Annotated in this window: 12 protein-coding genes; 9 read left to right on the top strand and 3 right to left on the bottom strand. The window is 67.0% G+C overall.

Features of this window, described 5'->3' with window-relative positions; genetic code table 11:
• Positions 1-181: 181 nt before the first annotated feature.
• Complete coding sequence (locus tag OV287_RS27660) at positions 182-1,069, bottom strand: LysR family transcriptional regulator (protein ID WP_267537048.1); 888 nt, start codon at positions 1,067-1,069, stop codon at positions 182-184.
• Between the two features lie 106 nt (positions 1,070-1,175).
• On the opposite strand from OV287_RS27660, the gene OV287_RS27655 reads away from it, so the two are divergent.
• Complete coding sequence (locus tag OV287_RS27655; protein WP_267537047.1) at positions 1,176-1,754, top strand: HD domain-containing protein; 579 nt, start codon at positions 1,176-1,178, stop codon at positions 1,752-1,754.
• A gap of 1,012 nt (positions 1,755-2,766) precedes the next feature.
• On the opposite strand, the gene OV287_RS27650 is transcribed toward OV287_RS27655, so the two are convergent.
• Positions 2,767-3,855 (bottom strand): alkene reductase, encoded by a 1,089-nt coding sequence (locus OV287_RS27650; protein WP_267537046.1) that lies wholly within the window; start codon positions 3,853-3,855, stop codon positions 2,767-2,769.
• Positions 3,856-3,913: 58 nt separating this feature from the next.
• Here OV287_RS27650 and OV287_RS27645 point away from each other — a divergent pair, with 58 nt between their 5' ends.
• On the top strand, positions 3,914-4,894 hold the full coding sequence (locus OV287_RS27645) for an AraC family transcriptional regulator (RefSeq protein WP_267537045.1): 981 nt from the start codon (positions 3,914-3,916) through the stop codon (positions 4,892-4,894).
• Positions 4,895-5,001: 107 nt separating this feature from the next.
• Here the strand turns inward: OV287_RS27645 and OV287_RS27640 are convergent, their stop codons facing one another.
• Positions 5,002-5,721 carry a sulfite exporter TauE/SafE family protein gene (locus tag OV287_RS27640; RefSeq protein ID WP_267537044.1) on the bottom strand — a complete coding sequence of 240 codons (720 nt, stop codon included), beginning with the start codon at positions 5,719-5,721 and terminating at the stop codon, positions 5,002-5,004.
• A gap of 50 nt (positions 5,722-5,771) precedes the next feature.
• On the opposite strand from OV287_RS27640, the gene OV287_RS27635 reads away from it, so the two are divergent.
• The 7 genes from OV287_RS27635 to OV287_RS27605 all read left to right on the top strand — a co-directional run bounded on the left by OV287_RS27635 (position 5,772) and on the right by OV287_RS27605 (position 13,374).
• Complete coding sequence (locus tag OV287_RS27635) at positions 5,772-8,183, top strand: heavy metal translocating P-type ATPase (RefSeq protein WP_267537043.1); 2,412 nt, start codon at positions 5,772-5,774, stop codon at positions 8,181-8,183.
• On the top strand, positions 8,180-8,371 hold the full coding sequence (locus OV287_RS27630) for a cytochrome oxidase (RefSeq protein ID WP_267537042.1): 192 nt from the start codon (positions 8,180-8,182) through the stop codon (positions 8,369-8,371). The genes OV287_RS27635 and OV287_RS27630 overlap by 4 nt, the downstream gene beginning before the upstream one ends.
• Positions 8,372-8,375: 4 nt before the next feature.
• On the top strand, positions 8,376-10,712 hold the full coding sequence (gene ccoN / locus OV287_RS27625) for a cytochrome-c oxidase, cbb3-type subunit I (RefSeq protein ID WP_267537041.1): 2,337 nt from the start codon (positions 8,376-8,378) through the stop codon (positions 10,710-10,712).
• A gap of 2 nt (positions 10,713-10,714) precedes the next feature.
• A complete protein-coding gene (locus tag OV287_RS27620) occupies positions 10,715-10,888 on the top strand; it encodes a cbb3-type cytochrome c oxidase subunit 3 (protein WP_267537040.1) in 174 nt (57 codons plus the stop codon).
• The gene (locus OV287_RS27615) at positions 10,885-11,439 is read left to right on the top strand and encodes a c-type cytochrome (protein ID WP_267537039.1); all 555 of its coding nucleotides are present in this window, start codon (positions 10,885-10,887) and stop codon (positions 11,437-11,439) included. The genes OV287_RS27620 and OV287_RS27615 overlap by 4 nt, the downstream gene beginning before the upstream one ends.
• A gap of 10 nt (positions 11,440-11,449) precedes the next feature.
• Positions 11,450-12,871, top strand: a complete 1,422-nt coding sequence (gene ccoG / locus OV287_RS27610; protein ID WP_267537038.1) for a cytochrome c oxidase accessory protein CcoG — start codon at positions 11,450-11,452, stop codon at positions 12,869-12,871.
• 92 nt (positions 12,872-12,963) lie between these two features.
• Entirely contained in the window at positions 12,964-13,374 is a 411-nt protein-coding gene (locus tag OV287_RS27605) for a c-type cytochrome (protein WP_267537037.1), read from the top strand.
• Positions 13,375-13,442: the final 68 nt, after the last annotated feature.

Below are 13,442 nucleotides of genomic sequence, written 5' to 3'. Positions count from 1 at the left end.
TGGGGAGGGAACCATGAGGAGCTGACATGCCGATGACGACCGTGGTCCCCGCCCGTGTCTTCGCCATGAGAAAGATGACTTTCCGCGCTGGGGCGGTTTGCCTTTTCTGAGGCGTGGCACAGGACGACTGGAGGCCTACCAGGAAGCAGGCCAGCAGCAGGATCGCTGAAGCAAACGGGCCTCAGTCCTTGAAGAGGTGCTCGGCCAGGAAGTCGACGAACACCCGGACCTTCGGAGAGAGATTGCGGCTCGCTGGCCAGAGCACACGCAGTGTGCCGACGTCTCTCATGCTGTTCTCCAGGAGCGACACCAGCTTTCCCTCCGCGAGCTGGCGCTCGATGGCGAAGGGTGGCAGGCAGGCAATTCCGAAGCCCTGCTCGGCAAGGTAGATCCGCGCCTCGACTGTGCTCGCGATAATGGTGGCCGGCAGTTCCAGCTCCGGACCGTCGTTGCGACGAAGCAGCGGCCAGGGCTCCAACTTGCCGGTGACCGGGTGCCGGTGGTGGAGGCAGGCATGAGTACGCAGATCTTCCGGTACCTTCGGGCGCCCGTGTCGCGCGAGATACTCCGGCGACGCGACGAGCCGGTGGCGGAACGTCCCGAGCTTGCGGCTCATCAGGCGGGAATCGCTCGCTGCGCCGGTCCGTATCACGGCGTCAAAGCCCTCTTCGATGACGTCGACGAGCCGATCCGTGAAGTCCAACTCCATCCGGATCTCTGGATACGTCCGCATGAAGGAGGCGAGGGTGGGCATCAGCAGCGTGCCAAAGAGCGGCAGGCTGACCCGGAGGGCCCCCCTCGGCGCGGCGGTCGCTTGGGACAGTTCCTGCTCGGCCGCTTCCACCTCGCCGAAGATCCGCCGGCAACGCTCGAGGAACAGGCGCCCCTCGGGGGTGAGCGTCATGCTTCTCGTGCTGCGGTGAAAGAGGCGAACCCCCAGCCGCTCCTCGAGGCGCGCCACCGCCTTGCCCACGGCGGAGGCGGACACCCCGAGCTGCCGCCCCGCGGCCACGAAACTCCGCGTCTCAGCCGCCTGCACGAAGACGTTCAGTGCTCCCAGCCTGTCCACGACGACCCCTCATTCCGGACACCGCTGTCCGGGCTGACCGGAACCCTAGCCAGTTTTTCGCGCGAAGGCGCGGGGCTATTCGGGCTCGACCGGAGGAGGCAGCCCCATGCAGCAGATCGTCGATTTCATTCTCGAACTGGACAAGCTCAAGGCGGTGACGCGGAAGGTCCGCCCTCTGGGCCTCGAGCGCTATGAGAACTCCGCGGAGCACAGCTGGCAGATCGCGCTCCTGGCCGCCTCGCTGGCGCCCTATGCCGAGGCTCCGATCGACATCCACCGGGTGGTCGCCATGCTGCTGGTGCATGACATCGGAGAGATCGACACCGGAGACACCATCGTCTTCGCCACGGAAGGTTGGCAGGAGCGCAAGGCGGCGGAGCTGGCGGCGGTAACGCGGATCTTCGGGATGCTGCCAGAGCCTCAAGCCGCGTCCTTCCTCGCGCTGTGGCGGGAGTTCGAGAGCGGTGAGACCCCGGAAGCCCGCTTCGCCCATGCCGCCGACCGGGCCATGCCGGTCCTGCTGAACCTCGCCAACCAGGGTCAAAGCTGGCGCGAGAACGGCATCAGCCATGAGCGCGTGGTCCGCCGCATCGCTCCCCCCATCAAAGCGGGCTGTCCGGCCCTGTGGAACTACCTGGAAGCCCGCCTCGAGGAGGCCCGCGAGAAGGGGTGGTTCGGCGCCTGAGCAGCAGGTGCCGGGTGGAGACCCCATCACCGGCACTTCCAGCAATGGTGAGGCTGGCAGGGTTGCCCACCGCAATCCCATTTGATGTGGCATTCTTCGCCACAATACTCTTCGCACGCGGCACCATCACCCGAAGCAAACCATCCCTCGCCCATCTCTTCGCACGTCGGGCCGGCGGGCGCTTCCTCTTCGGGCGCTGGTGGCGGCGGCGCTGACACGTCCAGGACCTCTTCACCACCGTCTTCCAAGAAGCCCACGGAACGGCAGCGTGGAGCGCTTGGGTGCAGGAACTGATCGCAAGAGACGTTCGCGAATCTCAATTCATTGCTGCAGAGGATGCGATCGCCTTGCTTGCATAGCAAGTCGCCTTCGATGGTCTGAAAGTTCTCATAGATGTTGCAGCGATTGTTCACGGTATCAATCAATTGCTTCCAAAGACCCAGAGAGGTCCTGGTTTTGACGAAGGGGACTCGCGTTGAGCATACCCCGCATATTCCGTTACGCGTGCTGTTGTTCCACTCCGCCGTGGTGGTGGTGGTGATGACGATTGCTGGATAGGTGACCGTCTTGCATGGCGTTGCTGTGCAATTGGGGGCGGAGACGGGGCCGCCCCTGGTGCTGCAGAGCTCCTCCGAGGAGACACCGGGAGGCAGTTCATAGATGCAGGTCCAGGCATGGAAGTCACCGCAATTGGTGATCTCTCCCGATGGGGCCCTGCAGGTACGGTTACAGACTTTGTTGCATACTCTCGGGTCGGTGCAGGACCCCGCTGGCTCCCCTTGCGCCCAGGAGAGGGATGCCAGTGTCACGAGCAATCCAGAGATGGCCCAAGCGAATTGACGGCTCAGCGGTCGCATGACAGCTCCTTGTGAGAGAATTTATTGCTCTCATTAGAGAAATTCCGTCAGTGATATGGGGAATTCCTCTGGGCCATCCCGCTTCAAGTGCTGTCGGGCGGCTGTAGGTCCAAGGGGCCGCCCGCTCCCTTCCTTATCTGAAGCCTGGTGCTGGATCAGCGCAGCGCCGGGTAGTCCGTGTAGCCCTTCTCCTCGCCCGTGAAGAAGGTGGGGAAGTCTGGCGGGTTGAGCGGGGCCTCGCGCTTGAAGCGCTCCGGCAGGTCCGGATTGGCGAGGAACGGCACGCCGTAGGCGACGAGATCGGCTTCTCCCCGAGCGAGCGCTGCTTCTCCGGCTCTCACGTCGTAGCCGCCGTTGACGATGAAGGTGCCCTGGAAGGCCTTGCGCAGCAGCGGAGAGATGCGCTGCTCCTCGCTCGGCACCCCGTTGCCCGACACGGCCTCGGTCACATGCAGGTAGCCGAGTCCCAACCGGTTCAGCTCCCGGGCCATATAGGTGAACGTCTCGACCGGGGTGGAGTCCGTCATGCCCGCGTAGGCGAACGATTGCGGCAAGAGCCGGTAGCCCACTCGCTCCGCGCCCCAGACGCCCACCACCGCTCGGGTCACCTCCAGCGGGAAACGCGCCCGGTTCTCGATGCTGCCGCCGTAGGCGTCGGTGCGCTGGTTGGAGCCATCCCTCAGGAACTGATCCAGCAGGTAGCCGTTGCTGCCGTGCAGCTCGACGCCATCGAAGCCCGCCTCCTTGGCGTTCTCCGCCGCGCGCCGGAATTGCTCGACGATGCCCGGAAGCTCTTCGGTCTCGAGCGCTCGCGGCGTCACGATGCGCGTCTTGCCCTTGAAGGTGAAGACCTCGCCCTCGTAGCCGATCGCGGAGGGCGCCACGGGCAACTGGCCGTCATGGAAGTCCGGGTGCGAGACGCGCCCGACATGCCAGAGCTGCGCGAAGATGACTCCGCCCACCGCATGGACGGCATCCGTCACTTTCTTCCAGCCCGCCACCTGCTGGGGCGAGTGCATGCCAGGCGTGCGGATGTACCCCACGCCCTGGGGACTGACCTGGGTGGCCTCGGTGATGAGGAGCCCCGCCGAGGCGCGCTGCTCGTAGTAGGTCGGTGCCAGGGGGTTGGGCACGTTGCCGTCCACGAGCGCCCGGCTCCGCGTCATGGGCGCCATCACCATCCGGTTCTTCAGTTCGAGACGGCCCAGGCGAAAGGGGGACAGGAGCTTCGAAGCGTTTGCCATGGTTCTTCCTTGAAGAGGTCTGGTGGACAGAAAATGCCCGGGCCGCTATGGACGTGCCATGGCCTCCAGTCCAAATATTTTGACCGATCGTCCAGGCTCGGCGGACGAGCCGGTAACCGACGTCCTCGCGGATGTGCTGGACGCAATGCGCCTGTCGACCCTCATGCACGGCCGCTTCGAGCTGGGTGCACCCTGGGGAATCCAGTTCCCGGGGAGCCCTGGTGCTCACCTCATCGTCGTCGCGCGCGGAAGCGCTCGCCTGGAGGTCGAGGGAGTAGACGGGGTCATCATCCTGTCCGCCGGAGATCTGGCGCTGTTTCCGCACGGTGGCGGGCACACGTTGCGTGATGCGGAAGGGAGCCCGCTCCACACTCTCGGGCATGGCGAATGTCAGCGTGCCCGCGGGGTAGGGCCGATCCGGATCGGCGGCGATGGGGCCCGTACGAGCCTGGTCGCGGGGTCCTTCCGGCTCGGCGCCGCGCCTCGCATGCCGCTGTTCGAGGGGCTTCCGCGCGTCATCCACATCACCGCGGACGATCCCGTGACGTCCCCCTCGCTGGCGCCGATCGTACAACTGCTCATCACGGAGAGTGCCTCGTCCAGCCCGGGGGCGGCCGTCATCATGAGCCGGCTCGCGGACATCCTGTTCGTGCAGGCCCTTCGGACGCACATCGCGGGGAACGGTTGTAAGGAGCACGGGCTGTGTGCGCTCGCGGATCCGCAGATCCGCAAAGCCCTCTCACTCATCCACGAGAGACCCGCCGATCCCTGGACCGTGGAGAGTCTCGCGACGGCCGTCGCCCTCTCGAGGTCCAGCTTCGCCGCGCGCTTCAGCTCGCTCGTCGGGGAGCCTCCGTTGGAATACCTCGGGCGGTGGAGGATGACGAAGGCCGCCCAGTTCCTTCGTGAGAGCGAGCTTCCGCTGAGCGAGGTCGCGGAGAGCATCGGCTACCAGAGCGAGGCCTCGTTCAACCGGGCTTTCAAGCGCTGGGGTGGAGTGGCTCCAGGCACATACCGACGCGACCACCGCAGGGGATGATTGCTCAGCGCTTCAAGGGCGTGGAGGCATATCGCTTCACGGTGCCCCACGCGATCCGCGCGGAGAGATGCCCAAAAAGAATTGGGAATGGAGTCCGTCATCCTGGCTCAATGACAGCTCGGCTGACCCGAGGCGGTGCTCACCGCGCGATAGATGAGTACCGCCGCGGCCGTCAGCGGCATGGCGCGTTTGAGCACGAATGTCGCCAGCCAGGACTGCTCACGCCACAGGGCCGACTGGAGCTGCGTGCCCAGCAGGGCCGGGACTCCGCCGAACGCGAATGCACCCATTAGCAACGCTCCTCCCCAGAAGGAGCCGCTCGCCAGCGCCGCCGCGTACACCCCAAAGAGCAAGCCGCACGGCAACAAGGGCGTGACCGCACCCATTGCGCCCGCGCGGCTCGCGGACGAAAACTTTGCGCCCAGTCGCATGAGGGCACTCGCCAGTCGCGAGAGCCCCGGCACCGGCCTCAGTCGCTTGCCTAGTTCTAGCGCCGAGGCCACCAGCGCGCCCGCCATGAGCCACGGCAGATAGGGCCGCGCCGATACCGCCAGCGCACGCGTCACTCCACCGCCCAGCGCTCCGAGTAGACCTCCCGTCAGCGCGTACGCGCCCACGCGCCCTCCTTGATAGGAGAGCACCGCGCGCCAGCGCTCGGGGCCACTCACTCCGGGCAACGCGGCGCAGGCCAGCGGCCCGCACATCAATAGACAGTGCACGCTCCCGGTGATGCCGACCACCAGCGCGCCCACCGCGCCGGCCACCACCACGGGCGGCGTTGTGAGCAGGCCCGGGAGCCCTTCGAGAACGGTGAGAGAGGGGGTCATGCCCTCGCCTGTTCGCAAGCGGCATGCCGTTCGCAAGAGAACACTCGCGCATGCCTGCAACCACTTCCAGCGAGCCGTCCGCGATCGCCTGTCGCCACTGCGGCAGCCCCGTGCCCGAAGGGGCCGCGCGCCAGGAGTTCTGCTGCGCCGGCTGCGAGACCGTGCACCAACTCCTTCTGGAGCAGGGGCTGGGCCGGTACTACAGCCTCGCGAGTGGCAAGGCTGCTCCCGTGGCCGAGCCGAAGAAGGATCGAGGCTTCACCTGGTTGGAGCCGCTCGTGGCCCGGAGCGAGGCCGCGCCCGGCCCGGTGTTCGTGCTCGAGCTGGATGTGCAGGGCATTCACTGCGCCGCCTGCGTCTGGCTGATGAACGAGCTGTTCCGTCGCCAGCCCGGAGGCGCATCGCTCACGGTGAATCCAGCGCTGGGCAAGGTGCGGCTGGCCTGGTGCAGGGGCGCCTTCGATGTGACGGCCTTCCTGCGCACTGTGGAGTCCTTTGGCTATCTCTTCGGCCCCAGCCGCAAGCGCCCAGAGACAGCCTCCACGGATCTGCCGCTGCGCCTCGGGGTGTGCGTCGCCCTGACGATGAACGTGATGCTCTTCTCCGTGAGCTTCTACGTGGGGCTCACTCCGGAGGAGGGCGAACTCTTCCGGCTCTTCACGCAGCTGAGCCTATGGCTCTCCACTGCCGTGGTGCTGGTGGGCGGCTGGCCCTTCTTCCGCTCCGCATGGCGAGGGCTGCGCAGCGGCGTGCTCCATCTGGATCTGCCCATCGCCCTGGGCATGTTGCTGGTGTACGCCACCTCGGTGGTGCAGGTGCAAGACGGGCGGGGAGACCTCACCTACTTCGACACCCTCAACACCTTCGTCACCTTGATGTTGGTGGGGCGCTGGCTGCAGCAGCGCGTCCTCGAGCGCAACCGCCGCTTCCTCCTGGAGGATGATGGAGCGGAGGGCCTCTTCGCACGCCGCCAGGAAGGGGAGCGGCTCGTCACCGTGCGCGCCGCATTGCTACGGGCAGGGGACATCCTGGTGATCGCCCCGGGTGAGCTGGTGCCGGTGGACGCCGAGCTGTTGGATGCTCACGCCAGCTTCTCCACCGACTGGATTACTGGCGAGCCGGACGTGCGCACGGTGGAGCGGGGTGGCGAGGTTCCCGCCGGGGCCTTCAACGCCGCGCGCTCGGCGGCTCATGTGCGCGCTCGGACGGACTTCCAGGACTCACCGCTGGTGGCCCTGCTGCGCCAGGCGCCTGCCTCGGCGGGCCGCGTGCCCGAGCATGCGCGCTTCTGGAACGCGGTGTCGCGCCGCTGGGTGCTCACCGTGCTGGCCGTGTCCCTGACAGGCTTCGCCCTCTGGTGGCCAAAGGGAGAGCAGCGGGCGCTCGAGGTGGCCGTGTCCCTGCTGGTGGTGACGTGCCCCTGTGCCATCGGCATCGCCGTGCCGCTCGCTTACGAGCTCACGCAGTCCCGCCTGCGACGGCTGGGCCTCTTCGTGCGCAGCCAGGATCTACTGGAGCGGCTGCCACGCGTGCGCAAGGTGCTCTTCGACAAGACGGGAACGCTGACACTGGGGCGGCTGGAGCTGGTGGATCGCGGGGCGGTGCGGGCGCTCGCGCCCGAGGTACGCGACGTGGCCTTCGACATGGCGGCACGCAGCAACCATCCGGTGAGCCGCTGTCTCACGGAGGAGCTGGCGCGCGAGGGAGCTCGTTTCTCGTCCGGCGCGCAGGTGACGGAGCACCCCGGACAGGGCCTGGAGTTGGTCCGTCCGGACGGCACGTGGCGACTGGGGGCTGCTGCTTGGGCGGCTCCCAGCGCCGGAGTGGGGGAGGGGACGGTGCTCGCCAGGGAGGGCCAGCCCGTGGCCACCTTCCTCCTGCGCGAGTCGGTGCGCGCCGATGCGCGCCGGGAGCTCAGCGCCTTGCGCGAGTCGGGCCATGAGGTCTGGCTCATCTCGGGGGATGCGCCCGAGCGCGTGCGCGCCATGGCCCGAGCGCTGGGTCTTCCCGAGGAGCAGGCCCTGGGAGGCCAGCGTCCCGAGGACAAGGCAGCCACCGTGGCGCGGCTCGACCAGCAGGACACGCTGTACCTGGGGGATGGCGTCAACGACAGCCTCGCCTTCGAGCGCGCGTTGTGCGCGGGCACTCCCGCCATCGACCGGCCAGTGCTGCCGGGTAAGTCCGACTTCTTCCTCCTGGGCGAGGGCCTGTCCGCCATCCGCGAGTCGCTGGCGCTCTCTCTCCGGCTGAGGCGCATGGTGCACCGGCTGCTGGCGGTGGCCCTCCTCTACAACGGGGTGGCCGTAGCGGTGTGTCTCGCGGGGCTGATGACACCGCTGCGCGCGGCGGTGGCCATGCCGCTCAGCTCCCTGTCTCTCATCCTCTTCACCCTGGCGGCCCTCTCGCCCCGGCGCCCACGCTCCGCCAGTTCCTCCTCGGCGCTCACCGAGGTGCACGCATGAGCGTCCTCGTCCTCCAGGTCTTCGTCAGCCTCATGCTCGTGGCGGGCTCGGTGGTGCTCTTCGCCTTCAGTGTCCGGCACCGCGACTACGAGCACTCCGACCGGCTCTCCCTCTTCCCGCTCGAAGACGACAGCGCACGCCCCGCGCCGCCGTCCCCTCCGCCATCGCAGTCCGACTTCCCGAGGTGATTCCGTGCAACAGCAACGCATCGTCTACGACGACACCATCACCCGCAGGTTCATCATCGCCTCGATGCTCTTCGGTGCGGTGGGCCTGTTGGTGGGCGTCTTCATCGCCGCCCAGCTCGCGTGGTGGCAGCTCAACTTCGGCATTCCCTATCTGACCTTCTCCCGCCTGCGCCCGCTGCACACCAACGCGGTCATCTTCGCCTTCGTGGGCAACATGATGTTCGCGGGCGTCTACTACTCCACCCAGCGTCTGCTGAAGACGCGGATGGCGTCCGACACGCTCTCGCGCATCCACTTCTGGGGCTGGCAGCTCATCATCGTCGCGGCGGCCATCACGCTGCCGCTGGGCATCTCCACCTCCAAGGAGTACGCCGAGCTGGAGTGGCCCATCGACCTTGCCATCACGCTGGTGTGGGTCGTCTTCGCCATCAACTTCTTCTGGACGCTGGCGAAGCGCCACGAGAAGCAGCTCTACGTCGCCATCTGGTTCTACATTGCCACCATCATCACCGTGGCGGTGCTGCACATCGTCAACAGCCTGGCGCTGCCGCTCAATGCGCTCAAGAGCTACTCCGTCTTCTCTGGAGTGCAGGACGCGCTGGTGCAGTGGTGGTACGGCCACAACGCGGTCGCCTTCTTCCTGACCACGCCCATCCTCGGCATCATGTATTACTTCCTGCCGAAGGCGGCCGAGCGCCCGGTCTTCTCGTACCGGCTGTCCATCGTGCACTTCTGGGCCCTGGTCTTCATGTACATCTGGGCCGGCCCGCACCACCTGCTCTATACGGCGCTGCCGGACTGGGCTCAGTCGCTGGGCATGGTGTTCAGCCTCATGCTCTGGGCGCCGTCCTGGGGCGGCATGCTCAACGGCCTGCTCACGCTGCGCGGTGCCTGGCACAAGCTGCGCGAGGATCCCGTCCTCAAGTTCTTCGTGGCGGGCGTCACCTTCTACGGCATGGCCACCCTCGAGGGGCCGCTGCTGTCCATCAAGTCGGTGAGCGCGCTCGGCCACTACACGGACTGGATCATCGGCCACGTGCACGGCGGAGCGCTGGGGTGGAACGGCCTCATGGCGGCCGGCATGTTCTACTGGTTGATGCCGCGCCTGTACGGCACGAAGCTCCACTCCACGAAGGCCGCGGACGCGCACTTCTGGATGGCCACCGTCGGCATCCTTCTCTACATGATCGCGATGTGGGTGTCCGGGGTGAACCAGGGCCTCATGTGGCGCGCCACCAACCCGGACGGGACGCTGCTCTACCCGAACTTCGTGGAGACGCTGCTGGCCATCCGGCCCATGTACATCGTCCGCATGGTGGGCGGCCTGCTCTACCTGGCCGGCTTCGTGATGATGATGTGGAACCTGTGGAAGACGGCGCGCTCCGGTAAGCCGGTGGACGCCGAGACCACGGTGGTGGTGGAGCCAGAGGCGGTGCCCACGGGTGCTCGGCCTGGCATCGGAGCGGTGCTCACCGGCTGGCCGTTCGTCTTCGGCCTGGCCATCATCGGCGTGTCCATCTTCCTGGGCTGGGGCAGCCCGGTGCGCTTCTTCGTCCTCACGGGCGTCATCGTGGTGCTGGGGGCGCTGGCCTTCGTCGTGGCGCGCAAGCAGCGTGAGGCGGGCAGGCCCTCGTGGTTCGCGCTCGTGGAGGGCCGTCCGTTGGCCTTCACCGTGCTCACCCTGGTGGCCATCCTCGTGGGAGGTGTGGCGGAGCTGCTGCCCACCATCCTGGTGAAGCAGGCGGTGCCCCACCACGGCGAGGGCCAGCAGCCGTACTCGCCGCTGGAGCTGCAAGGGCGGGATCTGTACGTGCGCGAGGGCTGCTACGTGTGCCACTCGCAGATGATCCGTCCCTTCCTCGCCGAGACGCAGCGCTACGGCGACGTCTCCCGCGCCGAGGAGTTCATCTACGACCATCCCTTCCAGTGGGGCAGCAAGCGCACCGGGCCGGACCTGCACCGGGTGGGCGGCAAGTACCCCAACCTCTGGCACTACACGCACCTGATGGATCCGCGCGCCACCAGCCCTGGCTCCAACATGCCGGCCTACTCGTGGCTGGCGGCGAACAAGATCGACGTGAAGGCGGCGCCCAAGAAGCTGGCCCTGATGCAGAAGCTGGGCGTGCCGTACACCAACGCGGACGTGGACGGGGCTGAGAAGCGCCAGCGGGCCCAGGCGGAGACGATCGTCACGGACCTGGCGGCCCAGGGTGTGCAGGTGGCGTGGGACTCGGAGATGGTGGCGCTCGTCTCCTATCTGCAGCGGCTGGGACGCGGGCCGCAGGATCTCCCCAAGCCCGGCTCGCCCGAGCCCGTCTCGTCGACCACGGGAGGAGAGTAGCCATGTACAAACAGTTCTTCGCGGGCATGCAGCTCACCGCGCTGCCCCTCTTCGCCATGTTGTTCTTCCTGGCTCTCTTCATCGGCGTCGTGGCGTGGGTGCTCCTCGCTCGACGCGGCCAGGACTTCGATGGGCTCGCGCGGCTGCCGCTGACCGGGCCGGAGGATCATCCATGAGCGCCCAGGACAAGACTGGCGTCGTCCACGTCTATGACGACATTGAAGAGCTGGACAACCACCTGCCCAACTGGTGGCTGTTCCTCCTCTGGATCACCGTCGGCTTCGCGTTCGGTTACTGGTACTACTTCCACACGACGGGCGAGGGGCGGGGCTCGCTGGAGGTGTACCGCGCGGAGGCAGCCGAGGCGGCGCGGCTGGCCGAGGCTCGCAAGCCCAAGCCAGACTCGGACGCGGGGCTGATGCTGCTGACCAAGGACTCGGCCACGGTGGACGAGGGCCGGCAGAACTTCCAGCAGACCTGCGCGGCCTGCCATGGCCTGAAGGGCGAGGGCATCATCGGCCCCAACCTGACGGACAACGCGTGGCTGCACGGCGGTAAGCCCACGGACATCAACAAGGTGGTGAACGAGGGGGTGCTGGCCAAGGGCATGCCCGCCTGGGAGAAGGTGCTGGGCCCGCAGCGCGTGCGCTCTGTCGTGGCGTACGTGCTGACACTCAAGAACACGAACATTCCGGGCAAGGCGCCGCAAGGCGAGCCCGAGAAGTAGGGCGTCCGCCATGGCCTCCTCGCACTTTCAGCCACCGGGCCCAGGCATGGGCCATCTTCCTTCCGTGAAGGAGGATGGCTCGCGGCTGGCGCTCCACCCCGCGGACGTCCAGGGCCGCTTCATCACCTGGCGGCGTGTCGTCTTCGCGGCGCTCATCGCCATCTACGTCGCGCTGCCACTCGTCCACGTGGGAGGGCGCCCTTCCATCCACCTCGATGTGGCCGCGCGCCGCTTCTACCTCTTCGGGAACACCTACAACGCGCAGGATTTCTGGCTCGTCCTCTTCCTGCTCACCACCATCGGCTTCGGGCTGCTCTTCGCCACGGCGTGGCTGGGCCGGGTGTGGTGTGGCTGGGCCTGCCCGCAGACGGTGTTCCTCGAGGGGGTGTACCGCCGCATCGAGCGGTGGATTGACGGCCCGCGCGAGCGCCGTCTGCGCACAGCGGCCGGGCCCTGGACAGTGGAGCGGGTGCTGCGCGCGGTGGGCAAGCACAGTGCCTATGTGGCGGTGTCGCTCCTCCTGGCTCACGTGGCGCTCAGCCTCTTCGTCTCCGCGCAGGGGCTGACGGGCATGGTGCGCGATGGGCCCGTCCAACACCCCGTGGCTTTCGCCTGGGCCATGGCCGTCACCGGCGCGCTCTACTTCAACTTCGCCTGGTTCCGAGAGCAGCTCTGTGTGGTGCTCTGTCCCTACGGGCGCCTGCAGTCCGCCATGCAGGACCGGGACTCGCTCATCATCGGCTACGACCTGGGACGGGGAGAGCCTCGGGGTCGGGTGCAGAAGGTGAAGGCCGAGGGCGTGGAGCCCCCGCGCCTGGGCGACTGCGTGGACTGCCGCAGGTGCGTCGTGGTCTGTCCCACCGGCATCGACATCCGCAACGGGCTGCAGATGGACTGCATTGCTTGCGCGCAGTGCGTGGATGCCTGTGACGAGGTGATGGACAAGGTGGGTCGGCCGAGGGGCCTCGTTCGCTACGACTCGCTCAACGGGCTGGCGGGGCAGGGGAGGCGTGTGTCGCGTCTCCGGCTCTTCCTCTACGGGGGCTTATTGTTGGCTTCCGTCCTCGCGCTCGGCGTGAGCCTCGCCCGCCGCACTCCCTTCGAGGCCAACCTGCTGCGCCTGCAGGGCACGACGTACCTGCTGGAGGGCAGCATGATTCGCAACCAGTTCGACCTGCACCTGGTGAACAAGAACCCCACCGAGTCCACCTTCTCCCTGCGAGTGGACAGCCCGGTGGCGGCCTCGGTGGTGGTGCCCCAGCAGCAGGTGAAGCTCGCCTCGCTGGAGAGTTTTCGCGTGCCGCTCTTCCTCACCGTGGAGCGCGGCCAGGCCCTGCCGTTCACCTTCTACTTGGAGGTGACGGACGAAGCCTCCGGCCAGGTGAAGCGGCTGGAGGCTCACTTCCTCGGGCCTCCCGAGAGCGGCTACTGACGCAGGCTTTTCGTTCCTTTCAATCGCTTGGATGGTCCAAGCGCGGCCCTCGATACCGGGGGCATGTACACCTGGATGGGGAGGTCATACGTATGCGTGAAAACCTGACGAAGTGGATGATGGTGGTGGGGATGCTCGGCAGCAGCCTGGCTTTCGGTGCGGCGCCGGCCCCGACGAAGGAGATGCTCGAGAAGGCGAAGCCGTCCTTCGGCAAGAATTGCGCTGCCTGCCACGGAGAGAAGGGTGATGCCTCCGGGCAGATGGCCGCGGTCCTGGTCCCCAAGCCTCGCAACTTCCTCACCGAGCCCTTCAAGAAGGGCAACAAGCCCGACGAGGTCTTCAAGACGATCTCCACGGGCATCCCGGGCTCGACGATGGTGGCCTTCACCCAGCTACAAGAGGATGAGCGCTGGGCGCTGACCTACTACGTGCTCGAGTTGCAGAAGCCGGGCTCGGTGCTGGGCGGCAATAAGCCCAAGGGCGGCAAGTCCAAGGGCAAGTAGGTCCGCCTTGGCCGGGCGATGCGGTGACCCAAACGCAGGGTATGGGTCAACATGGACGCAGAGAGGGG

The sequence above is a fragment of the Archangium lansingense genome, assembly GCF_026626635.1.
Taxonomy (GTDB): Bacteria; Myxococcota; Myxococcia; order Myxococcales; family Myxococcaceae; genus Archangium; species Archangium lansingense.
The sequence above is the reverse complement of the archived record's forward strand: the minus strand, read 5'-3'. Positions and strand labels throughout refer to the sequence as shown.